This window comes from Fructilactobacillus florum 8D (assembly GCF_000512295.1).
Taxonomy (GTDB): domain Bacteria; phylum Bacillota; class Bacilli; order Lactobacillales; family Lactobacillaceae; genus Fructilactobacillus; species Fructilactobacillus florum.
Window position 1 is genome coordinate 18,413 of the sequence record NZ_ALXG01000038.1, and the last position, 21,777, is coordinate 40,189.

Annotated in this window: 23 protein-coding genes and 1 other annotated feature; of the genes, 20 read left to right on the forward strand and 3 right to left on the reverse strand. The window is 42.0% G+C overall.

What is annotated here, in order from left to right; translation table 11 throughout:
• Positions 1 to 20: 20 nt before the first annotated feature.
• Both B808_RS04485 and B808_RS04490 read right to left on the reverse strand, forming a co-directional pair.
• The gene (locus tag B808_RS04485; RefSeq protein WP_035422207.1) at positions 21 to 908 is read right to left on the reverse strand and encodes a peptidylprolyl isomerase; all 888 of its coding nucleotides are present in this window, start codon (positions 906 to 908) and stop codon (positions 21 to 23) included.
• A gap of 119 nt (positions 909 to 1,027) precedes the next feature.
• Entirely contained in the window at positions 1,028 to 1,465 is a 438-nt protein-coding gene (locus B808_RS04490) for an HIT family protein (RefSeq protein WP_009166734.1), read from the reverse strand.
• A 103-nt stretch (positions 1,466 to 1,568) separates the two neighbouring features.
• Between B808_RS04490 and B808_RS04495 the strand changes: the two genes are divergently transcribed.
• From B808_RS04495 to trmB, 3 genes are read left to right on the forward strand one after another with little or no spacing between them, the layout of a single operon-like run.
• Complete coding sequence (locus B808_RS04495; protein ID WP_009166735.1) at positions 1,569 to 2,306, forward strand: ABC transporter ATP-binding protein; 738 nt, start codon at positions 1,569 to 1,571, stop codon at positions 2,304 to 2,306.
• The gene (locus tag B808_RS04500; protein WP_009166736.1) at positions 2,299 to 3,525 is read left to right on the forward strand and encodes an ABC transporter permease; all 1,227 of its coding nucleotides are present in this window, start codon (positions 2,299 to 2,301) and stop codon (positions 3,523 to 3,525) included. Before B808_RS04495 ends, B808_RS04500 begins: the two co-directional genes overlap by 8 nt.
• Positions 3,515 to 4,174: a tRNA (guanosine(46)-N7)-methyltransferase TrmB gene (trmB, locus tag B808_RS04505; protein WP_009166737.1), complete on the forward strand. Its 660-nt coding sequence runs from the start codon at positions 3,515 to 3,517 to the stop codon at positions 4,172 to 4,174. The genes B808_RS04500 and trmB overlap by 11 nt, the downstream gene beginning before the upstream one ends.
• Here trmB and B808_RS04510 read toward each other — a convergent pair.
• Positions 4,171 to 4,482 carry a hypothetical protein gene (locus tag B808_RS04510; RefSeq protein ID WP_009166738.1) on the reverse strand — a complete coding sequence of 104 codons (312 nt, stop codon included), beginning with the start codon at positions 4,480 to 4,482 and terminating at the stop codon, positions 4,171 to 4,173. The genes trmB and B808_RS04510 overlap by 4 nt on opposite strands.
• Positions 4,483 to 4,574: 92 nt before the next feature.
• On the opposite strand from B808_RS04510, the gene B808_RS04515 reads away from it, so the two are divergent.
• From B808_RS04515 to B808_RS04595, 17 genes are all read left to right on the forward strand, one after another.
• Positions 4,575 to 4,895 (forward strand): thioredoxin family protein, encoded by a 321-nt coding sequence (locus B808_RS04515; protein ID WP_035422209.1) that lies wholly within the window; start codon positions 4,575 to 4,577, stop codon positions 4,893 to 4,895.
• A gap of 25 nt (positions 4,896 to 4,920) precedes the next feature.
• Positions 4,921 to 5,556 carry a YtpR family tRNA-binding protein gene (gene ytpR, locus B808_RS04520; protein ID WP_009166740.1) on the forward strand — a complete coding sequence of 212 codons (636 nt, stop codon included), beginning with the start codon at positions 4,921 to 4,923 and terminating at the stop codon, positions 5,554 to 5,556.
• A gap of 48 nt (positions 5,557 to 5,604) precedes the next feature.
• Positions 5,605 to 7,725: a DNA translocase FtsK gene (locus tag B808_RS04525; protein ID WP_009166741.1), complete on the forward strand. Its 2,121-nt coding sequence runs from the start codon at positions 5,605 to 5,607 to the stop codon at positions 7,723 to 7,725.
• Positions 7,726 to 7,798: 73 nt separating this feature from the next.
• Positions 7,799 to 9,151, forward strand: coding sequence for a UDP-N-acetylmuramate--L-alanine ligase (gene murC, locus B808_RS04530; protein WP_009166742.1), 1,353 nt, complete (start codon positions 7,799 to 7,801; stop codon positions 9,149 to 9,151).
• Positions 9,152 to 9,302: 151 nt separating this feature from the next.
• Positions 9,303 to 11,987 carry a DNA polymerase I gene (polA, locus tag B808_RS04535; protein WP_009166743.1) on the forward strand — a complete coding sequence of 895 codons (2,685 nt, stop codon included), beginning with the start codon at positions 9,303 to 9,305 and terminating at the stop codon, positions 11,985 to 11,987.
• 15 nt (positions 11,988 to 12,002) lie between these two features.
• Positions 12,003 to 12,845: a DNA-formamidopyrimidine glycosylase gene (mutM, locus tag B808_RS04540; RefSeq protein ID WP_009166744.1), complete on the forward strand. Its 843-nt coding sequence runs from the start codon at positions 12,003 to 12,005 to the stop codon at positions 12,843 to 12,845.
• Entirely contained in the window at positions 12,838 to 13,410 is a 573-nt protein-coding gene (gene coaE / locus B808_RS04545) for a dephospho-CoA kinase (RefSeq protein WP_009166745.1), read from the forward strand. The genes mutM and coaE overlap by 8 nt, the downstream gene beginning before the upstream one ends.
• Before the next feature lie 6 nt (positions 13,411 to 13,416).
• A complete protein-coding gene (gene nrdR, locus B808_RS04550) occupies positions 13,417 to 13,899 on the forward strand; it encodes a transcriptional regulator NrdR (RefSeq protein ID WP_009166746.1) in 483 nt (160 codons plus the stop codon).
• Positions 13,900 to 13,901: 2 nt separating this feature from the next.
• Positions 13,902 to 15,224, forward strand: a complete 1,323-nt coding sequence (locus tag B808_RS04555) for a DnaD domain protein (RefSeq protein ID WP_009166747.1) — start codon at positions 13,902 to 13,904, stop codon at positions 15,222 to 15,224.
• Entirely contained in the window at positions 15,217 to 16,146 is a 930-nt protein-coding gene (dnaI, locus tag B808_RS04560) for a primosomal protein DnaI (protein WP_009166748.1), read from the forward strand. The genes B808_RS04555 and dnaI overlap by 8 nt, the downstream gene beginning before the upstream one ends.
• Before the next feature lie 253 nt (positions 16,147 to 16,399).
• A complete protein-coding gene (thrS, locus tag B808_RS04565; RefSeq protein ID WP_009166749.1) occupies positions 16,400 to 18,340 on the forward strand; it encodes a threonine--tRNA ligase in 1,941 nt (646 codons plus the stop codon).
• 40 nt (positions 18,341 to 18,380) lie between these two features.
• Positions 18,381 to 18,512 (forward strand) — a sequence feature (ribosomal protein L20 leader region).
• 43 nt (positions 18,513 to 18,555) lie between these two features.
• Positions 18,556 to 19,059, forward strand: a complete 504-nt coding sequence (gene infC, locus B808_RS04570) for a translation initiation factor IF-3 (protein WP_009166750.1) — start codon at positions 18,556 to 18,558, stop codon at positions 19,057 to 19,059.
• 28 nt (positions 19,060 to 19,087) lie between these two features.
• Positions 19,088 to 19,282, forward strand: coding sequence for a 50S ribosomal protein L35 (gene rpmI, locus B808_RS04575; RefSeq protein WP_009166751.1), 195 nt, complete (start codon positions 19,088 to 19,090; stop codon positions 19,280 to 19,282).
• Between the two features lie 24 nt (positions 19,283 to 19,306).
• Positions 19,307 to 19,660 (forward strand): 50S ribosomal protein L20, encoded by a 354-nt coding sequence (rplT, locus tag B808_RS04580; protein ID WP_009166752.1) that lies wholly within the window; start codon positions 19,307 to 19,309, stop codon positions 19,658 to 19,660.
• A gap of 122 nt (positions 19,661 to 19,782) precedes the next feature.
• Complete coding sequence (locus tag B808_RS04585; protein ID WP_009166753.1) at positions 19,783 to 20,313, forward strand: YqeG family HAD IIIA-type phosphatase; 531 nt, start codon at positions 19,783 to 19,785, stop codon at positions 20,311 to 20,313.
• Entirely contained in the window at positions 20,313 to 21,443 is a 1,131-nt protein-coding gene (yqeH, locus tag B808_RS04590) for a ribosome biogenesis GTPase YqeH (protein WP_009166754.1), read from the forward strand. The genes B808_RS04585 and yqeH overlap by 1 nt, the downstream gene beginning before the upstream one ends.
• Complete coding sequence (locus tag B808_RS04595) at positions 21,443 to 21,769, forward strand: YhbY family RNA-binding protein (RefSeq protein ID WP_009166755.1); 327 nt, start codon at positions 21,443 to 21,445, stop codon at positions 21,767 to 21,769. The genes yqeH and B808_RS04595 overlap by 1 nt, the downstream gene beginning before the upstream one ends.
• Positions 21,770 to 21,777: the final 8 nt, after the last annotated feature.

The window sequence follows — 21,777 nt, forward strand, 5'->3', positions numbered from 1 at the left end:
AGCTTTTTTAGTTGTTTAGTTTAATTTTTTTCAACGTAACCGGAGAGCACATCTTTGAGATCATTATCATTAATGTGAACATCGCCGTCTTTTAACACTTCAGAAACAACTTTGTGCATGGTATTGCTATCAGACATGCGTTTGGTTGCTAATTGTTGTTTAACTTCTTCTTTATGGTCATTTAAGCTACCTTTCTTAGGATGCTTAACCATTTTAATCACTGCATATCCTTGTTGCGTCTTAATTGGTTCAGTCGAGTAGTCGCCATCTTTCAGCTTGAAAGCTGCTTTCTTAACCGATGATTCTACGCCCTGAGTTGAGTTGTCAAAAGGAGGGGTTTTTCCACCGTTATTTTTATTTGATTCGTCTTCTGAATATTGTTTGACAACATCATTCCATTTTTTGCCATTATTTAAATCGTTGATGGCATTTTGCGCTGTATCCTTATCCTTGGTCATAATGGTTTGAACCGTTACCTTTGGCTGGAAGGATTTGAATTGCTTTTCCAATTGCTTGTTAGAAAAGTCGGTTCGTGCCATCACAGCTTGTTTCAACATTAGCTGATCTTTCAAGGATTGTTTTAAGGTTGACTCAGTCATGCCTTGTTGTTGTAAAAGCGCCTTGAACTGACTACCATATTGGGATTTGTATTGATTGAGTTGTTTATCAACATCAGAATTTTTAACTTTGTCACCGTATTGTTTTTCTAGAACTTTATGCAAAATCATTTGCTGAAGCTGCTGTTTTCCTTGTGGAGATTTCTTCAGTTTATTGTAGAAATCTTCTTGGGTAATTTTACCACCGTTAGTAGTAGCAACACTTTTGCCACCCGCACCGCAGGCTGCTAATGATAAACTCATTAAAACTCCAGCTGCTCCGAGCGCGATTTTTTTTCTAGTAATCTTCATATTTGTCCATCCTATCCTTTACTGCTTGATTTGGAAACTTTTAAATCATACTTGCTTAAATATAACACATTTAGAATTTTCAGAGAATAATTAGCACAAAATTAAGCATATTTTAAAAATTAATGCAACTGTTTTTTGATGGCCGTTTGAAGAGCTTGGTACTGTTGTGGTTGATAATCTGTACTGTGGTCTCCAAAATGAATGTTAAAGTCATCGGTTGGCTGGTAACGGGGAATCAGGTGAAAATGGGCGTGAAAAACGGACTGGTAGGCGACGACTCCGTTATCATTAACGATGTTCATTCCTTTAATTTGTGGATCACTAGCGCGAATGGCACGTGCAATCTGTGGAATGCGGCTAAAAATTGCACCCGCTTGCTCCGATGACATGGCATAGATGTCTTGTAAATGTTGTTTGGGGATAACGAGAGTGTGCCCGGGGGTAGCTTGGGAAATATCTAAAAAAGCCAGGACAACGTCGTCTTCAAAAACAGGATAACTAGGAATATCGCCAGCAATAATCTTACAAAAAACACAATCTGAATGTAAATTTGACATGGTTAAACTCCTTTCTAGCTTTGATTATAGCATGGACGCAGTCTCTGATTTGCAACAATTACATATGATATACTATTAATTGAAGAATTAAGGGGATGAAAAAATGGGTTTGCAAGTAAATAATTTAACAGGTGGCTACTCTTCCGTTCCAGTAATAAAAGATGAAACCTTTGACGTGCAGTCAGGGGAACTGGTGTCACTGATTGGTCTGAATGGGGCAGGAAAGTCAACCACGATTAACCATGTCATCGGTCTAATGACTCCCTTTTCTGGGAGCATTACGGTCGATGGAATTGAACTACAACAAAATGTACGACAATATAAGCAACAATTAGCATACATTCCAGAAATGCCAGTTCTTTATCCAGAGCTAACGCTACGCGAACATTTGGATGTCACCATGATGGCATATCAACTGGATCGAACCACCGCTTGGAAACGGGCTCATGAACTATTGCGACGGTTTCGATTAGATAATAAATTGGATTGGTTTCCAGCGAACTTTTCAAAGGGAATGCGGCAAAAAGTCATGATTGTGTGTGCGTTTGTAACTGATGCGCGCTTATTTGTGATTGATGAACCCTTTACTGGGCTTGATCCATTGGCAATTGATGATTTATTAGAATTGATTACGGAACGAAAACGACAGGGAGCAGCGATCCTAATGTCGACGCACGTGCTGGACACGGCAGAAAAATATTGTGATCGGTTTATTTTGATTAACGACGGTCACATTAATTATGAGGGTCCATTGGCAGCCATGCAAAAACGCTATGCAGATACTGGTTCGACCTTAACTGACATTTATCTAGCGATGGCAAGGGATGGGCAACATGAGTAAGATCTTCAGGCAACGATTGACGAGCCATATTACCGAACTAACCAAATATCTTAAATATGTTTTTAACGATTTCTTTGTGATTGCGCTCCTATTTTTTATTGGAGCATTGGCGTTTGCTTACGGAAATTTATTACAACATTTGAGTGGCGGGCAACCCTGGGAACAAGGGGTCATTTTGTTGGGACTAGTAGGTGGCTTGCAACTAGGGAACCTAGCGACCCTGATTCAAGCTCCCGACCAGGTTTTTTTGGCGCCCCAAGAATTTGCATTTCCGTCCTATTTAAAACGCGCTTATTGGTATAGTTATGCGCTTTCTGGCTGCATTCAACTGCTCATTTGGTTTGTCTTGTTGCCCTTTGTTAGTTTGTCATTGGGATTTCAATCGTTACAACTCACGGAGCTGTTATTGTTGATGCTGGTTTTGAAGGGGGGCTTACTTGCTTTTCAAGTTGGACAACTTTATTTAGCCCGCCCCCTCACAACAATAGCTCGAATTAGTGGCGCCTGGCTGTTACCATTTGGGATCATTGCTGTTGCAGTTTTAGGATGGCCTCTTGTATCACTATTACTAGGATGTGGTTATCTTGCGGGAGTGTTGTACTGGAGCAGGGCACGAAGCGTTGCACTCAATTGGAAGTGGCTCGTTCGAACTGAAAGTCGCCGAATGCAACGTCTCTATCAGATTTTTGCCTTGTTCACTGATGTGCCAACTTTGCCAGCTCGACCTCGCCGGCGTCGCTGGGCTGATTCCTGGTTGCGGTGGTTACAACAAGATCAAGCACATCTTTATCTGAACTTGTATTTTCGTTCATTTGTTAGAAACTCCACTGAAAGTGATTTATATGTACGAGTTATTTTCCTTGGAACGATTATCTTATTGTGCTTGTCCAACCAATTAATGGCAATAATCATTGCCTGGTTATTGATCTATATGACGGGAGTCCAATTGACTCCGTTTGCTGGATACTTTCGACAAAATTCACTGTTACAGATTTATCCGGTTACCGGTGCAGAGCAAGCTCAAAATTTCCACCAGTTTTACGGTAGCTTAATCGGGATAGAAATTATTTTATTTAGTCTAGCAACCTGGTGGGGGACTTCATCATTATGGAGTGGTGCGGTGACCTTAGCCGGTGGTTTGTTGCTACTATTTGGTTTAATTAAGACCGTTGTTCGCCACCAACTTAATAAAAATAGGAGAGAGACGTATGCGGATTAGAAAGAAGAAATGGGCGTTACCATTTTTAGCCGATCATCCCAATTTGGTTGTCGCAGCACCAGAAAAATATCGGGGGAGATGGCAAGAACGGTTCGCTCAGCCCGCCCCATTAAACATTGAGATTGGCTCGGGAAAGGGTGCTTTTATTGTTGAAATGGCGCGCCGGCATCCCGAGCAAAACTTTATCGGAATTGATATGGAAGATGCCGTGCTGGCCATGGCAGTACGCCGAGCATTGACTGCGGGAGTTTCAAATGTCCAATTTATTCTAACTAATGGTAAGGCTATTTCTGAATATTTTGCGAAAGGAGAAGTTCAACAGCTGTATCTGAACTTCTCAGATCCTTGGCCTAAAAAGCGCCATGAAAAGCGTCGCTTAACGGCCCCCCAATTTTTAAAAATTTATCAAGAAGTTTTGCCTGCAAAAGCTAAGTTAAGCTTTAAAACCGATAATCGCCCCTTATTTGAATATTCGCTGGTAAGTCTAAATAACTTCGGGTTGCATTTTGAAAGGATTGATCTTGATTTGTATCAAGCAGATCCAGAAATTTTGGCGGCTAACGTTGCAACTGAATATGAAGATAAATTCAAAGAAAAAGGCCCGATTTATCGAATCGAGGCCCGTTTTCCTGATAAAGTGGTTGATTAAACGGTTGTAACCGGCTTGATATGGTAGATTTCTTTAGTAGTTGGATTGAAAAGGAAGGTATAGGCCTCTTGAACACCAGAAGTGCGATCAGTGACTTTCACGCCTCCCTCGTATTCTAGACCGCGCTGATTTTCAAAATCAATCCAGTAGCCGTTAATCTCTTGGTTATTAAAAACCGTCTTAATGGTTGGAAGCAACGCTGCTTTAATAGCATTTTCATGAGCTTGTTGCCGTTTTTTTAAGTAAACTAGGGCAGTCGTTCCGGCCAAAGATAACAAGGTTGGAATAATAAATTTTTTACTACGCAAAAGTGAATCCCCCTTTAAAGTAATTTTTGAAGCTCATTAAATAACAATTACTAATCACTGAGTTATAATAACACAGATAGGAGTGATATATGATGGAAGAATTAGCAGTAATGGATGCAAAAACCTTAAAAAATAAGATTGCCAATGGCAACTACCTACTCTTTTTTACCGCTAGCTGGTGCCCTGATTGCAATTTTATCAAACCAGCTATGCCCGAAATTGTTCAAGATTTCTCAAACTACACCTTTCTTGAAGTTGATCGAGATGCTAATATTGAACTATGCAAAGAGTTAGATGTCTTTGGGATTCCAAGCTTCATTGCTTTTCATGATGGCAAAGAAATTGGTCGCTTAGTAAACAAAGATCGAAAAACCAAGGCGGAAATCGAAAGTTTTATTGCAGGACTAGACTAATTTAAAAGGATAGGAGTACATCAAAATGCTGATTGCTAGTTATAATCCTCGTCAGATTGGGGATGTTTTACTACTGGTGCTGGGTCCAGACCAGCCTAACCAGCGGTCGGTTCGTAAGGGGAATGTTGTCGCGCTACAAGCGGGCGGTCAGACCGTCGGGTATAATATTTTTAATGCGAGTGAACTTTTGCCAAAATTAAAGGGACAGGTCGGGCACATTGGTTTATCTAAAGCAGAAATTACGACCTTGAATGAGGTCTTGCAGAGTCAAGGTTTCTCGGATCGATTGCCATTAACTTCGCCGGCTACTTTTGTGGTGGGGCAGGTTAATGTTGTAAAACCACATCCCCAGTCGACTCATCTGCAGATTACGGAAACGGAAGTCCAAGCTGGCAAGGTTTTACAAATCGTCAGTGGTTCGCCAAATATAAAAACCGGGATTAAAGTAGTCGTAGCTGAAGTTGGAGCCATGATGCCTAACGGTCAATTGATTTGGCCTAGTAAGTTAAAGGATGTCGAAAGCGATGGTATGATTTGTTCTGGTCGTGAACTACGCATCCCGCATGCTCCTGATAAACCAGGAGCCTTGATTTTACCAGCTAATTATCAGGTAGGGGATCCGTTTGATTTTGAACAAGCAGCGACCCTGTTTAACGAATAGCTACTATTCGTTTTTTTATACATAAATTTTTAATTAGGATGAGAGATTATGAAGCACTATGACGGTCCCGCTTTTTTTCGTAAATATTTTGATGGAAAGATTCCGTTTCAAAAGCCTACTGAGTCAACCGGACACGCAACTTCAGCTTTTCAGTCACGGAGATCACCTGTGCCAACAACTAAGCCGAGTTCGTCCTTTTTAAAATCAACCGTCGCAGTACCACAAAATGATTTGGTGCAACAAACTGCAGCTTTTCAGCCTCACAATCATGCTGGCAAGCGCCACTATCAGGGGATAAAGACAACTTTGAGTCCCCGTTATCAGCGAGCAATTCAGGCATTAACCAATGATGCAAATTTAATTTGGTTGACGACCGAAGTCTCAGTTACCTCAAAAGATCAATCGGGGAACCATTTAAAGTGGTCGAAGCTACCCACCACGGTTTCTGAAAAAAAGCCAAAACTACCTGCAGATCTTCATGAAAACAAAAATGAAAACACTGTGGATAACTCTTCCAAATCAACTCCAGCTCCCACCCGAAGGGGATTGGGGCATTCACTTCAAGAAATTTTTCAAGATGAAGATTTGGGAGCCGAAAAATTAGCACTCTTTTCGGAGAGGACTCCAACCTCGAAGCAAGACGCTGTGATGCCCACAGCCGAAGCGTCGAAAAAAGCAGCACTTCCGCCTAGAACAATCGATTCAAACGAGATTTCAAAACCAGCCAAGAATCCGCAAGCGGTTGTGTCACAGGCTGGGAAGCTTCCCAGCTTGAAATTACTAAATCCACCGGTGGAGCTTCCAGAAGATGAACAGGATGACTGGATTTTACAACAGGCTGAAGTTTTAGATCGTACGCTTGAAGCTTTTCATGTGAGCGGTAAAGTTGTTTCCTGGACAAATGGTCCAACGGTGACTGAATTTCAGGTTAAATTAGCACTTGGGGTCAAGGTCAATAAAATTACGAATCTTAACGATGACTTAAAATTAGCACTGGCAGCAAAGGATATCCGAATTGAAGCACCAATTCCCGGTAAATCCACGGTTGGAATTGAGATTCCCAATCCCCAACCCCGACCAGTTATGCTGTCAGAAGTTCTTCAGGCGTCAGCCTTTCAAACTGAACAGGCACCAAATCAAATCGCCCTGGGGGTTAGCATCGCGGGCAATCCAGTTGCTAGTGATTTGACTAGTATGCCCCATGCATTGATTGCTGGAGCAACCGGCTCTGGTAAAAGCGTCTTCATCAATAGCATGTTATTATCATTGTTGTATCATGCAACACCACAAGATTTGCGAATGCTTTTGATTGATCCGAAGGCTGTAGAGTTAGCTCCTTATGAAGGAATTCCACATTTGTTGACCCCAGTTATTTCTGATCCACAGGAAGCCGCAGCTGCCTTGAAATGGGTAACAGAGGAAATGGATCAGCGTTACGAAAGACTTCGTGCTGCAGGGGTACGGAATCTGGAACAATATAATCGTCAGGTCAAGAGTACGGGACATGCGGCTGATCAGTTGCCTACAATACTAGTCGTAATTGATGAGTTAGCAGATTTAATGATGGTTGCGGCTGGTGAAGTTCAGGATTATATCGTACGCATCACGCAAAAAGCACGGGCTGCCGGGATTCATTTAGTCATTGCCACGCAACGACCAAGTGTCGATGTCGTTACTGGAACCATCAAAAATAATATTCCAACTCGGATTGCTTTTATGGTTGCTAGTCAAATTGATTCACGAACAATTATTGATCAAGCAGGAGCAGAGCGTTTGTTAGGACGTGGTGATTTACTGTACCTTGGAAACGGGGCTAGCAAGCCAGAACGGTTACAAGGAGCATTTGTGACTAATGCTGAGGTTGAAAAAGTTACGGCTGCTGTGCGCGCGGAAGGTCCGGTTCATTACGAATTTGATCCGCGATCACTCGTTAAGCAAGCCGATCAAGCCACTGCTCATGATGAACTGTGGTCTGAATGTTTGCGCTACTTGGCAGATGAGAAGACGGTTTCAACCTCTAAACTCCAGCGTGTTTTTTCGATTGGCTACAATCGAGCTGCCAGTCTGATCGATGATTTAGAGCAACATCAGCTGATTTCAGAGCAACGAGGAGCAAAACCACGTGATGTTTATCTGACGCCTGAAAAACTCCAGCAGTTAAATAATTAATAAGCCTTAGACTTTAGCTCTAGAAATTGGTATTCTTGAGGAACAGGACTGAGAAGGGATTACGCAAACAACTATGACAACAACTACAAAAATTAAATTAAATCATAATAGCACTTACTTTTTCGTTGGGATTAAGGGAACTGGGATGAGCGCCATGGCTTTGGTGGTTAAAGCGATGGGGTATCAAGTAGCGGGTTCAGACATTGAAAAATATACCTTTACACAAAAGGGACTAGAAGATGCTGGAATTCCGTTATATCAGTTTAGCCCCGATAACATTCAGCCAGGGATGACTTTGATTGTTGGCAACGCTTTTAGTGATGATCATCCAGAGGTTCAACGTGCGCGTGAGCTAGGGTTGCAAATTTATCGCTATCCAGAATTTTTGGGTGAGCTGATTCAGGGCTACACTAGCATTGCGGTGTGCGGGGCACATGGAAAAACCAGTACAACCGGGCTCTTGTCGCATGTACTCAGCGGCATCGCTCCTACTGACTTTTTGATTGGCGATGGTAGTGGGAATGCCATTCCGGATGCACGTTTTTTTGTGTATGAAGCAGACGAATACCGCCGGCATTTTATGCCGACCTATCCAGATTATGCGATTATGACGAACATTGATTTTGATCATCCTGATTATTATACGGGGATTGATGATGTGTTCGATGCTTTTGAAACCTTCGCCGGACACGTTAAAAAGGGAATTTTTGCATGGGGTGATGATCCATACTTGCGCAAAATTAAAGCAGCGGTGCCCATCTATTACTATGGTACGAAAGATGCTGATGATTTTCAGGCAGTAGACGTCAAACGAACCACTACGGGTTCGACGTTTAACGTCCATTTTCAAGGTCATGATTTTGGTCGCTTTGAAATTCCGCTCTTTGGAGAACACAACATTTTAAATGCTCTGGCGGTAATTGCGGTTGCTTACTTTGAAGAGGTCGACTTAGCTGAAATTAAGCGTGAACTCCTGACTTTTCAAGGGGTTAAACGCCGTTTTTCACAAGTTAAAATGGGTGATATGACTATTATTGACGATTATGCTCACCATCCCTCTGAGATTCGGGCAACCCTTGATGCAGCGCGACAAGAATATCCGAATAAAGAAATCGTAGTAGTTTTTCAGCCACATACTTTTAGTCGAACGATTGCCTATTTGGATGATTTTGCCGCTACGCTAAGTAAAGCTGATCACGTTTACGTTACAAAAATATACAGTTCGCCACGAGAGAAGTACGGAGACGTAACCAGTCAGGATTTGGTTGATAAGATTAACGGCAGTCAGCTAATCACTGAAGCAAACATGTCGCCGTTATTGGATTACCATGATGCCGTAGTGATTTTTATGGGGGCTGGCGATATTCAAAAATATGAACGAACCTATGAAGATTTACTTAGTCATTTAAGTAAAAAAATTAACTAAGTTTGCTATAAAAAATAATTATCCCATCTAATTCTAAGCCCCTTAATGGTCGGCATGATTAACTGCCAACTCGGGGGGCTTTTTTATTATAAAATGATGTAAAATAGAAATATCTGGAAAAACAAGCAACTAATCATAAAGGGGTTTTTCAATGGCAGCTAAGAAGTTGTTACTTTTAGATGGAAATTCATTGAGTTACAAAGCTTTTTTTGCACTTTACACATCATTAGATCGATTTACGAACGCCGACGGTCTCCATACGAATGCAATTTATGGCTTAAATCGTATGCTGGATGATCTTTTGAAAAAAATGCAACCAACAGCAGTTTTGGCGGCTTTTGATGCGGGTGAAACAACTTTTCGGACGAAAATGTATTCTGAATACAAGTCTGGTCGTGCCAAGATGCCAGAAGAATTGCGCGAACAATTCCCCTTTATTTTAGATTTATTGAAGGCTCGTGGAATTGCCACTTATGAATTGGCTGATTATGAAGCTGATGACATTATTGGCACGGTGGCACTTCGGGCGGAACAGGCGGGTTATCAAGTAGAGGTAGTTACTGGTGACCGAGACTTAACGCAACTTTGTTCTGATCACACGACCGTTTCAGTTTCAAAAAAAGGAGTCAGTGAGCTAGTGGCGTATACCCCTGCCTATGTGCAAGAAACCATGGGAATCGAGCCTCGGCAAATTATTGATGTTAAGGGGTTGCAGGGAGATCAATCGGATAATTATCCAGGAGTTCGTAAGGTAGGACCAAAAACAGCGGTCAAATTGATTCGTCAGTTTGGTACGATTGAACAACTCTATCAGCAGCTTGATCAAGTTAGTGGGAAAAAATTACGAGAAAATCTGGAGCTGGATCATGAACAAGCGCTCCTTTCGAAGCAACTAGCGACAATCAACCGGAAGGCTCCGATTACAATTGATTTGTCAGAATTAACCTATCAAGCAACGATTCTCCCTGAATTAGCGGATTTTTATCGGAAAATGAATTTCAAATCATTTTTAAAGGAATTAGGAAGTGATTATCAGGTAAGTCCGAGCTTGCCTAAACTGGATTATCAGGTTTTGACGGAGGATAATCTACAGCTGGTTAACGAGTTGGGTAATGATATTACTTTTAACTTGGAAATGTTAACTAGCAACTATCATACGGCCGATCAAATTGGATTTGTGATTGGGGACGGGCAACGCTGGTTAGTTAGTCAGAAAGTGGAGTTACTCCAAAGTGAACCACTCCGCAAGATACTGGCTGATGAGCGCATTCATAAAAACGTTTTTGATAATAAATCGCAAATTGTTGGATTACATCGGTTAGGCGTGCAGCTTGCTAACGTTGATTTTGATATGTTATTGGCTTCTTATTTGCTTAATACTTTAAACAATGCCGATGATGTTGGGGAAGTTGCTAATCGGCATGATTATCAGCAGGTTCGTCCCGATCAGGATGTTTACGGCAAAGGAAAGCAACTGGCAGTTCCGGCTTCAGATGTTTTGTTTGAGCATATGGTGCAAAAAGCGCTTGCAATTCAGACGCTCAAACCAACGATGTTGGCAGATTTAAAAAAGCACGAACAGTTAAATTTATATCGTAACCTCGAAGTACCACTTTCACGTTCTCTTAGTGATATGGAAATTACCGGTATTACCCTTAATGCTGAACGGTTAACGGAACTGAAAAGTAAGTTTAGCGAGCAATTGGCAGAAATTGAACAGTCAATTTATCAAAGTGCCGGGATGCGGTTTAATATTAGTTCACCTAAACAACTTGGTGAGGTTTTATTTGAAAAGATGCAGCTACCGGTTCTAAAGAAAACTAAAACTGGATACTCCACTTCCGTTGATGTTTTAGAAAAATTGGCGCCGGACTATCCTATCATTGAAAAAATCCTTAATTATCGACAACTGACCAAGTTGATTTCGACTTATATTGATGGGATCATTGGTGATATTTTTCCAGATGGGAAAGTGCACACCCGGTATCTCCAAACCTTAGCTCAGACGGGACGGCTCTCCTCGGTTGATCCTAATTTGCAAAATATTCCAGTTCGTACAGAGGCTGGTCGTCAGATTCGATCCGCCTTTGTTCCTAGAAGGACAGACTGGCAATTATTTTCTTCTGATTATTCGCAAATTGAGTTGCGAGTACTTGCTGCAATTTCAAAAGATCAGCAAATGCAGGCGGCCTTTGCTGACGGAGATGATATTCATGCTGCAACGGCGCGTCGAATTTTTTCTCTTCCAGCTGACCAGCCTGTTGATGCTGAACTTAGAAGGCAGGCAAAGGCGGTCAACTTTGGAATTGTCTATGGAATTAGCGCTTATGGGTTAGCTAATAACACAGGAATTAGCAAGCCGGAAGCCCAGCAATTTATCGATCGTTACTTTGCAGAATATCCAAAGGTAAAAGAGTACATGGAAAAAAGTGTTGCTTTTGCAAAGGAGCATGGTTATGTAGAAACAATTGCCAAACGGCGGCGCTATATTCCAGAAATTAATTCCAAGCGCTTCCAACAGCGACAATTTGCTGAACGAGTGGCCATGAATTCACCAATTCAAGGGAGTGCAGCTGATATCATTAAAGCAGCGATGGTAAAAATGAACCAAGTACTACGAGAACGATCTTTGCAGGCACAGATGTTGTTACAAATCCATGATGAGTTAATTTTTGAGGCCCCAAAATCAGAGATTCCCGTGTTAGAGCAGCTGGTTCCTCAAGTGATGGATTCGATCATTAAAACGGATTCAGTACTGCAAGCTGGAACCGCCTTTGACGTTCCACTTAAAGTTGAGAGTCATTTTGGTGATAACTGGTATAATATAAAAAAATAGAATGTAGGTGAAAGCATGCCGGAGTTACCTGAGGTAGAAACAGTTCGTAGTGGACTAACCGAGTTGGTGGTTGGAGCAACCATCAAAAAAGTTGAAGTTTTATATCCAAAAATGATTAACTTAGATGCTGATCAATTCATTAAAAAATTGACTAATAAAGAGATTTTAAAAATCGATCGGCGTGGAAAATATCTTTTGTTTAGACTTTCTGGAGGATTGACGTTAGTTTCACATTTACGGATGGAAGGTAAGTATGAGGTACAGTCCATTGGAACTGAACGACCTAAGCATACTAATGTTGTCTTTCAACTTAATGATGGTCGTGAACTACGATACAAAGACACCCGAATGTTTGGCAAGATGGCATTAGTTCCAAATGATCAAGTGTATAATTTATCTGGTTTAAATAAGATTGGTCCAGAACCAACCGAACATGATTTGAGTTTTACGTATTTAAAGGAAAAATTGCAGGGGTCACATCGAAAGATCAAGGCTTTTTTATTAGACCAATCTAAAGTAGCAGGGTTGGGCAATATCTATTGTGATGAGGTGTTGTGGTTAACTAAAATTCACCCCGAGCAGCCCACTAACTATTTAAATGATCAAACGATTACGGCATTGCGTGCTAATATTATTGCTGAAATTGCTAGAGCCATTCAAGGACACGGAACCACGGTTCATTCATATTCCAATGCGTATGGGGAAGCAGGAAAATTTCAGAACCAACTTCATGCGTATGGACGACAAGGAGAACCTTGTGACCGTTGCAAGACCCCGCTAGTAAAAATTAAGGTAGCACAACGAGGAACGACCTACTGTCCTAAATGTCAAGTAGTTCATGGAGATGAAAGTGACTAAGGTAATTGGCTTAACCGGTGGCATTGCGACCGGCAAATCAACGGTTGCCAGCTATCTGAAAGCGGCGGGCTGGCCGGTTTATGATTTGGATCAAATTACACATGAAATCGAGGCACATAATCAACCGGTGATTCACGAAATTGCGGCGCACTTTGGTGATGAAGTCATTGACAATCACCAAGTGAATCGCCATCGGTTAGGTGAGATTGTTTGGCAGCAACCGGCGCAATTACGCACCTTGGTTCGGATTTTGACTCCGGCATTACTGGCCGCAATGGAGGAGCGAACAAAGGGATCTTTAACGATTTTTGAAGCCGCCGCACTTTTTGAAAATGGATTTCATCCATTTTTTGACCAGATTGTTTTGTTGACTTGTGATCCAGTGTTGCGATTGAAACGGTTACAGCAAAGAAATCATATTTCATTAAGTGCCGCGAACCAGTTGATTAAAACCCAGTGGCCACAAGATTTGAAATTAGGATTGGTAGATGCAGTTTTTGATAGTAGCCATGGGACCAAGAGCTGTGCTGAGCAGCTGCAAACATGGCTTGCCAAGCTGGAGTGATCTGAAATGAAATGTCCAAAATGTCAACATAATTCAACTTCAAAAGTAATTGAAAGTCGCCCACTGGCTGATGGGGCGCAGATCAGGCGAAGACGACAGTGTGAGCACTGTGGTTATCGGTTTACAACCTTCGAAATGGTTGAAGTGACACCACTGCTGGTAGTTAAAAAGAATGGAACCCGGCAGGAATTTAATCGGGAAAAATTGCTACGAGGGATTATTCGATCTTGTGAGAAACGACCGGTTTCTTTGGAGCAGATGAATCAGATCGTTGACCAGACGCGAAAAAACATCGAAAGTCAAGACAACGGGAGTCATGAGGTTTCCAGTGCGATTATTGGCGAAAATGTTATGAATGGACTCAAAGATATCGACGAAATTGCCTATATTCGTTTTGCCAGTGTTTACCGCCAGTTTAAGGACATGAATGAGTTTTACGTTAAGATGAAAGAATTGATGGATAATGATGCCAGCCAGGATGATGAGTAGTGATGATGGAACTAGCAGGGATTAATCCCCAAAGTAAATTTAAAATAGCTGCACACACGATACTTGCCAGCGATGCTCGCCAATCATTGGATCAGTTGTATTTACCAATCATCGGCACCAAAGCTTATGCGCTGTTAAATTTATTGTGGGGTTGGTCAGCAAAGGTCAGTGAACATTTTCAACTGATGGAGCGGCTTAGTCTTGATAAGCAAGACCTTTATCGAGCTCGGCAAAAGTGTGAGGGAGCAGGGTTGTTGCGGACATTTGTTAATAATGAAAACGAGGTTTATTACCTATTAGTATCACCGCTAGTGCCCGTTGCTTTTTTTGAAAATCCTTTGCTAAGTCAGTTATTGCTAGAAATGGTTGGTGAATCGGCTTTTTTAGAGCTTAGTCGCATTTTATTGCCAGCCAAACCGGAACTTGCTGATTATCAGGAGACTACGCATGCCCTAACTTCAGTTTTTAGATTTGCAGCTACTACCCCCGCTCAGTTAGTCACGAATGTTAAGCGTAATGCAGCAGCGGTTCAAACAGCAAGAACGCCCATGCCACAGACAACTTTTGATTTTGAATTATTGCTGAGCATTTTGAAAAATTCCTTTGTTGATTTGCAAACGATTAAGAAAGCAAAACCATTGTTTTTAGCCACGAAGGAGCTGTATGGTTTAGATGAAGTTGCGCAGGCGAAATTGATTGAGCGGGCTACTAACTTGACTACTAATCGGTTTGATGCGCAACAGTTTCAGTTATTGGTCGCCCGCAAAAACAAATTACAAACGACCGCACCGGCCGCTGATGAACCAGCCAAGCACGGCAGCCAAGTTAGCTCAACCACTAAGCTCAGTCAGCAAGAGCAGCAACTAGTAGCTGTTGCAGAACGGACTGCTCCCATGATCTTTTTGCAAGGATTAAAGCACGAAAAAGGCGGATTTGTTACTAATGGAGAGGAGCGGGTTTTGCGTAGTTTAGTTGAGACCCATCAACTCGAGCCAGAGGTCATCAACCTTTTGAGTTATTTGCTCTTGGTTGATCGTGATTATCCAACCTTAAATCGCAACTTAGTAGACACCATTGCCAATGACTGGGCGCAACAGAAAATTACAACGGCAACGGGGGCTTTAGTAGCAATCAAAAACCGGCAGCCACAACGCAAGCAGCAAAAAACGTCGGTCAAAAGAGGTAACGTTCGCGAGACGCTACCGCAATGGGCTAAGCGTGATGCTACTGGTCAAACTGAAAAACCGGTTTCTAGTGCGGAAAAGAGTGAACTGGCCAAACGCCTAGCTAAAATAAATCATGCAAAGGAGGATCAGGATGGATGATATCCGGACAAATTTACGAGCAGCTATGGATCAACAAGGTCTAACAGCGCACTATCGAAAGCTAGTCGAGATGGTGCAACAAGATCATGACGTTCAGGATTTTTTGACGGCTCATCAACAAGATTTGGACGCTGCTGTTTTGCAAAAATCAGCCTCAAAATTATATGAATTCGTGACCGAAAAAGCGAAGCTTAAAAAGGGACAGCCGACTTTTGCTCCGGGTTATGAACCGGAGTTAGTCTTAAATGATCATCAAATTGAAGTTGCCTATCGTCCTACGGCCAACCAATTGGAAAAACAACAGCGTCAAGCCAGCTTGCAACGGTTTCAAACCATTGGGATGACAACCACTGTTAAACAAGCGCGACTTTCTGATTATGAGCCAACTGATCAGCGGATGGTGGCGATCAAAGCCGTTTATGATTTCCTTGAAAAGGAGCATCAAGTAGGACATGGCTTTTTGCCCGGATTGTATTTGTCAGGACCGTTTGGAGTCGGGAAGACTTACCTTATGGCAGCGATGGCGCAGCAATTAGCTGCAACCGGGACTACGGTCTGTCTGGTTCATTTTCCAAGTTTTGCCGTAACCATGAAGGGTGCAATTGGAAATAATCAGGTCACGGAGAAGCTGAATCGAGTAAAACAAGTTCCGGTTTTGATTATTGATGATATCGGAGCCGACGCAATGTCTGCTTGGATTCGTGACGAGGTGTTAGGGGTAATTCTTGAATATCGTATGCAGCATGAGCTTTCTACTTTTTTTACCTCGAACTTCACAATTCAACAGCTGGGCGATGAGCACTTAGCAACTACTAGTCGTGGCGATGTCGAGCCGTTGAAAGCTAAGCGGTTGTTGGAGCGAATTCATTTTTTAGCCCGCCCCATTGAAATTGATGGTAAGAATCGTCGCCAAGAAAGCTAGTGCTTGACAGGTAGCACCTAACTGGGTAGGATTTAGTTATAGGACATGGGTTATAATTTATTTTTCAGAGAGAGTGGCATTTGCTGTGAGCCATTTAAAATAAATTTTAACTTACCGCCTTGCTAGTATTTGTAAAAATTAAAGAAGTGGTTAACTGAGATATTCGTTATAACGAATTAATTTGGGTGGAACCGCGTCACTGACGCCCCTAGTCTGTTTGGACTGGGGGCTTTTTTCATAGGAGGAAGATACGATGGCAAAGTTAACATTTGAGTTTCCAGATGGTAGCCAGCGAGCATTTGAGACGCCGGTAACGGTTGTTCAGATCGCACAGTCAATTGCAGTTAGTTTGGGTAAAAAAGCCCTCGCTGGTAAACTTGATGAACAGCTAGTTGACCTGGAACAACCCTTAGAACAAGGGGGACACCTTCAAATTATTACAGATCAAGATCCAGAAGCACTGCAGATTTTACGAGCAACGGGAGCTCAATTGTTGGCGACGGCAGTTAAAAAACAGTTTTCTGAGATTAAACTTGGTCAATTAGCAGTTGATGAAGATGGCTTTTATGTTGATACGGACAAGGCAGATCGGCAAATTAGCGTTGATGAGTTGGCAACTATTACTAAAAAGATGCAACAGATGATCAAGCAAAATGCGGTTATTGAGCGGCACTGGCTTAGTCAAGAGGATGCCCTAGCAGAAATCGGTTCCGATCAGTACCAACGGGCATTGCTTGAAGCACGCCAGCAAACTAAATTTTTGTTTTACAAAATTAATGGGGTTTTGACATTAGCTCAAACAGTGATTGCTCCTAGTTTGAAAGCTTTGAAGCACTTTAAACTATTATCTGTGGCAGGAGCTTACTGGCAAGGGAAATCGTCTAATCCGATGTTACAGCGAGTTTATGGAACGGCTTTTTATCAAGAGGCAGATTTACAAGCTGATTTACAACAACGTCAAGAAGCACATGAGCGTGACCACCGAGTTATTGGAAATAATTTGGATCTTTTCTTTGTTGATCCTAAAGTCGGTGCGGGATTACCTTATTGGATGCCCAATGGAGCTACGATTCGGCGGACAATTGAACGCTACATTACCGATAAAGAAGTTGCAAATGGCTACCAGCACGTGTATACACCAGTATTGGCGAACCTAGATCTCTATAAACAATCTGGTCATTGGGATCATTATCGAGAAGATATGTTTCCACCAATGACGATGGATGATGATGAACAACTTGAATTACGACCAATGAACTGTCCTTCCCACATTCAAATCTATAACCATCACATTCGTTCTTACCGTGAATTACCATTACGTATTGCTGAACTTGGCATGATGCATCGATATGAAAAATCTGGTGCACTGAGTGGGTTGCAACGAGTCCGTGAGATGACACTCAATGACGGGCATACTTTTGTTGCGCCCGAACAGATTCAGGATGAATTCAAGCGGATATTAAACCTAATGGTTGATGTTTATCATGATTTTGACATTGACAATTACACGTTCCGACTAAGCTATCGTGACCCACAAAATACAGAAAAGTATTTTGATGATGACGAGATGTGGAACAAGGCACAAGCAATGCTGAAAGGTGCCATGGATGACTTGGGGCTTGAATATGTCGAGGCCGAGGGTGAAGCCGCTTTTTATGGTCCTAAGCTTGATGTTCAAACAAAGACGGCGCTTGGCAACGAGGAAACGTTATCCACAATTCAACTGGATTTCATGTTACCAGAACGATTTGATTTGAAATATGTTGGTGAGGATGGTCAAGAACATCGTCCGGTTATGATTCACCGAGGGTTAGTTTCAACCATGGAACGATTTACAGCTTATCTAATTGAAATTTATAAAGGAGCTTTCCCAACCTGGTTGGCGCCCAAACAAATTCAAATTATTCCGGTCAGTGAAGAAAAACACGGTGATTATGCGCATCATTTGAATGAACAGTTTACAGCCTTGAAACTGCGGTCATCAGTTGATCAACGTGGTGAAAAGATGGGCTATCTGATTCGAGATGCGCAAACTCACAAGATTCCATACACAATTGTGGTAGGTGATGACGAAAAGCAACAGCAGACGGTCTCGGTGCGAAAGTACGGTGAAGATGACAGCCGGTCACTTTCGGTGGCAGATTTTGAAAAAGAGATTTTGCAGGATATTGCAACCTACTCCAGAAATGAATAGCTTTAGTTGACAAGTAGTTGATTTCTTGATAAGCTTAAAAAGTTAAAAGCAGAAGTTTCCCGCTTCTCGCCTGAGTAACGCTTAGTTGCTGGGCTTTCGATGCAAAATCTATCAACTACTATGATAGAAATAGCGGGTTCTCTGTTAAGAGGATCCGCTATTTTTCTGCTAAAAATATTTGGAGGTGAAGGACCATAGCAAAACGAGATCAGACGGTGAATGATAGCATTCGTGCCCATGAGATGATGGTAATTGATGACCAGGGAAATAAGCTCGGTCTAAAATCAAAGCAAGAAGCACTTCAAATTGCTGAAGTAGCTAATCTTGACTTAGTGTTAGTGGCACCTAACGCTAAACCAGCGGTTGCCAAGATTCTAGATTATGGGAAATATCGTTTCAACCAGCAAAAAAAAGATCGTGAAGCGAGAAAAAAACAAAAAACGGTTGGCGTAAAAGAAATTCGGTTGAGTCCAACGATTGATACCAACGACTTCAATACTAAGCTTAAAAATGCACAGAAATTTTTGAGCAAGGGAGAAAAAGTTCGCGTTTCAATTCGATTTAAAGGACGTGCCATTACACATAAGGAAATTGGACGTCAGGTATTGAACCGAATGGCGGATGCCCTAAGTGACATTGCCACTGTAACGCAACGAGCTAAGATGGATGGACGTAGCATGTTTTTAATGCTGGCTCCTACCAATAAAACTAAAAATTAACATTTAACACGATGAGGAGGACTAACTAATGCCAAAAATGAAATCAAACCGGGCGGTTGCCAAACGGTTCAAGAAAACTGCTAAGGGTGGTTTAAAAAGTGCCCATGCTTTTACTAGTCACCGTTTTCACGGAAAAACTAAGAAACAACGTCGTCACTTGCGCGGAACTCGCATGATTGATCCAATCTGGGTTAAATCATACAGTGAACTTTTGAAAAAATAATTTAATTTCTAGGAGGATTTTGACATGCCACGAGTTAAAGGTGGAACTACCACACGTAATCGGCGTAAACGAGTTTTAAAGCTAGCTAAAGGATACCGCGGCGGGAAGCATCGTTTATTTAAAACTGCTAAAAATCAAGTGATGAAATCACGTGAATATGCTTTCCGTGATCGTCGGAATAATAAAGGTAATTTCCGGAAACTATGGATTACACGGATTAACGCTGCTGCCCGAATTAACGACATCAGTTACAGTCAGTTGATGCATGGTCTGAAAGAAGCTAACATTGATGTCAACCGTAAAATGTTGGCCGACTTAGCTGTCAATGATACGGATGCCTTTGCCGCTTTGGTTGATGCAGCCAAAAAAGCACTTTAAAATTCGAGTGTGCCAAAAACTTTCATCAGCAGCCGTTGGTGAAAGTTTTTTTAGCTTGAAATCTCCCATTGCAACTGTAAATGTTTTAAAATAAAAGCAAGCTATCAACAAGGAGACGTTGAATGAGGTTAGCATCATTTAAACCAACATGGATGATTCAAAGCATCTATAATATTTCCCCCGACAAATTACAGCAGCATGGAATTGATACGATTCTAACGGATTTGGACAACACGCTAATTCCTTGGAATCATGCGGGTAGCAATAGAGATATTCTTCATTGGGTTCGCTTACTCCAGCAATATGGGATTAATGTGATTGTGATTTCAAATAATAACCCCAAACGAGTGCGTCGGGCGGTAGCTGACCTGGGATTACCATTCGTAGCTCGAGCCTTTAAACCAATGAACATTGGAATTAAGCGAACGTTGAAAAGGTTTTCACTCCGTAAAGATCAGGTGGTTATGGTTGGTGATCAGCTTTTGACCGATGTTTGGGCTGCAAACAACTGTGGGATTGCTAGCATCTGGGTTCGTCCCCTAGTTAAAACTGATTTGTTGCCAACTCGGGTCAATCGTCGTTTGGAAACCATTGTCTACTGGCAACTTAAAAAACGATATCCCGAATTGGGATGGAAAGGTGATATTGATTAATGGTTGAAGAACTCGAGCAACAGGCAAGGGAGCCCTTGCAGTGTATTGGGTGTGGTGCTTTGATTCAGACGACCTCACCTAATGCAGCTGGTTATACCCCTAAATCAGCTTTAGAGAAGGGATTGGCTTCCGGCGGGGATCTATATTGTCAACGTTGTTTTCGGCTCCGTCATTATAATGAAATCCAGCCAGTAGCATTAGCCGATGATGAATTTTTACGCTTGTTAAGCCGGATTAGAGAAACCAAAGCCCTCGTGGTGTACGTTATTGATATTTTTGATGTAAATGGTAGTTTGATTTCGGGACTCCAACGGTTTGTTGGTGATAATCCGATTTTAGCAGTTGGTAATAAAGTGGATTTACTTCCGGCTTCTTTTAAACCTAAGAAAATGAAGGATTGGTTGCGGCAAATGCTTAACCAAGCCGGATTACGTCCGGTAGCAATCGAACTAGTATCTGCTAAAACTAATCAAGCAGTTGATCAGTTGCTAGCAGCGGTGAATCAAGCTGCCAACGGTCGTGACGTCTACGTTGTGGGGGTTACTAATGTTGGAAAATCGACCTTAATCAATCAAATTATTCGGGAAAGTTCCGGCATCAAGGATGTCATTACGACTTCAAAATTTCCCGGGACGACGCTTGATTTGATTAAAATCCCGCTCGATAATGGTCGAGAATTAATTGATACACCGGGGATTATTCAGGAAAGTCAAATGGCTCATTATTTGCAACCAGCTGATTTAAAATATGTTACCCCCCAAAAAAGAATTAAGCCGCGCTCATATCAGTTAAACCCGGGACAGACCTTATTTTTAGGGGCACTGGGTCGCTTTGACTTTATTCAGGGACAAAAAAGCGGTTTCACGGTTTTTGCTGATAACAATGTAATGGTTCATCGTACCAAGCTGGAAAACGCGACTGATTTTTTTGCTAAACATGCGGGCGAGTTGTTAACCCCACCGACTGGGAATACAACAGTGCAGCCATTACAGCGCCACGAATTTAAGGTAACCGACACGAGTGATTTAGTCTTTGAAGGATTGGGTTGGGTTACAGTTCCAAAGGGCTGTTTGGTGGCCGGTTATGCTCCAGCTGGAGTATCAGTTTTGTTACGAAAGGCGATGTTTTAATGGTACAAGGGCAACTGAAATTAACTGGGAAACAAAAACGTTTTTTGCGGGCACATGGGAATCGACTTCGTCCGATTTTTTCAATTGGAAAGCACGGTTTGAATCAAGCGTGGCTTTCAGAAGTGGTGCAAGCTGTTGATCGGCGTGAACTTGTCAAAATTTCCTTACAGCAAAGTGCGACCGTTACGACAACCGAAGTGGCCGCGTACATTACTAAACATAGTCAACTGACGGTGGTGCAAGAGTTAGGACGTACGTTGCTACTGTTTTGTGAATCGAGTAATCCGGCGCGTCGTACTATTTCACATGGAGTCTTTCAATTGTAGGAGTCGCT

Excerpts from the sequence above, each read along its gene's own strand:
- rpmI (WP_009166751.1), top strand. The coding sequence starts at position 19,088 with ATGCCAAAAATGAAATCAAACCGGGCGGTTGCCAAACGGTTCAAGAAA.
- B808_RS04585 (WP_009166753.1), top strand. The coding sequence starts at position 19,783 with ATGAGGTTAGCATCATTTAAACCAACATGGATGATTCAAAGCATCTAT.
- dnaI (WP_009166748.1), top strand. The coding sequence starts at position 15,217 with ATGGATGATATCCGGACAAATTTACGAGCAGCTATGGATCAACAAGGT.
- B808_RS04595 (WP_009166755.1), top strand. The coding sequence starts at position 21,443 with ATGGTACAAGGGCAACTGAAATTAACTGGGAAACAAAAACGTTTTTTG.
- rplT (WP_009166752.1), top strand. The coding sequence starts at position 19,307 with ATGCCACGAGTTAAAGGTGGAACTACCACACGTAATCGGCGTAAACGA.
- murC (WP_009166742.1), top strand. The coding sequence starts at position 7,799 with ATGACAACAACTACAAAAATTAAATTAAATCATAATAGCACTTACTTT.
- nrdR (WP_009166746.1), top strand. The coding sequence starts at position 13,417 with ATGAAATGTCCAAAATGTCAACATAATTCAACTTCAAAAGTAATTGAA.
- mutM (WP_009166744.1), top strand. The coding sequence starts at position 12,003 with ATGCCGGAGTTACCTGAGGTAGAAACAGTTCGTAGTGGACTAACCGAG.
- B808_RS04515 (WP_035422209.1), top strand. The coding sequence starts at position 4,575 with ATGGAAGAATTAGCAGTAATGGATGCAAAAACCTTAAAAAATAAGATT.
- trmB (WP_009166737.1), top strand. The coding sequence starts at position 3,515 with ATGCGGATTAGAAAGAAGAAATGGGCGTTACCATTTTTAGCCGATCAT.
- thrS (WP_009166749.1), top strand. The coding sequence starts at position 16,400 with ATGGCAAAGTTAACATTTGAGTTTCCAGATGGTAGCCAGCGAGCATTT.
- ytpR (WP_009166740.1), top strand. The coding sequence starts at position 4,921 with ATGCTGATTGCTAGTTATAATCCTCGTCAGATTGGGGATGTTTTACTA.
- yqeH (WP_009166754.1), top strand. The coding sequence starts at position 20,313 with ATGGTTGAAGAACTCGAGCAACAGGCAAGGGAGCCCTTGCAGTGTATT.
- B808_RS04485 (WP_035422207.1), bottom strand. The coding sequence starts at position 908 with ATGAAGATTACTAGAAAAAAAATCGCGCTCGGAGCAGCTGGAGTTTTA.
- B808_RS04500 (WP_009166736.1), top strand. The coding sequence starts at position 2,299 with ATGAGTAAGATCTTCAGGCAACGATTGACGAGCCATATTACCGAACTA.
- B808_RS04555 (WP_009166747.1), top strand. The coding sequence starts at position 13,902 with ATGATGGAACTAGCAGGGATTAATCCCCAAAGTAAATTTAAAATAGCT.
- polA (WP_009166743.1), top strand. The coding sequence starts at position 9,303 with ATGGCAGCTAAGAAGTTGTTACTTTTAGATGGAAATTCATTGAGTTAC.
- B808_RS04525 (WP_009166741.1), top strand. The coding sequence starts at position 5,605 with ATGAAGCACTATGACGGTCCCGCTTTTTTTCGTAAATATTTTGATGGA.
- B808_RS04490 (WP_009166734.1), bottom strand. The coding sequence starts at position 1,465 with ATGTCAAATTTACATTCAGATTGTGTTTTTTGTAAGATTATTGCTGGC.
- B808_RS04495 (WP_009166735.1), top strand. The coding sequence starts at position 1,569 with ATGGGTTTGCAAGTAAATAATTTAACAGGTGGCTACTCTTCCGTTCCA.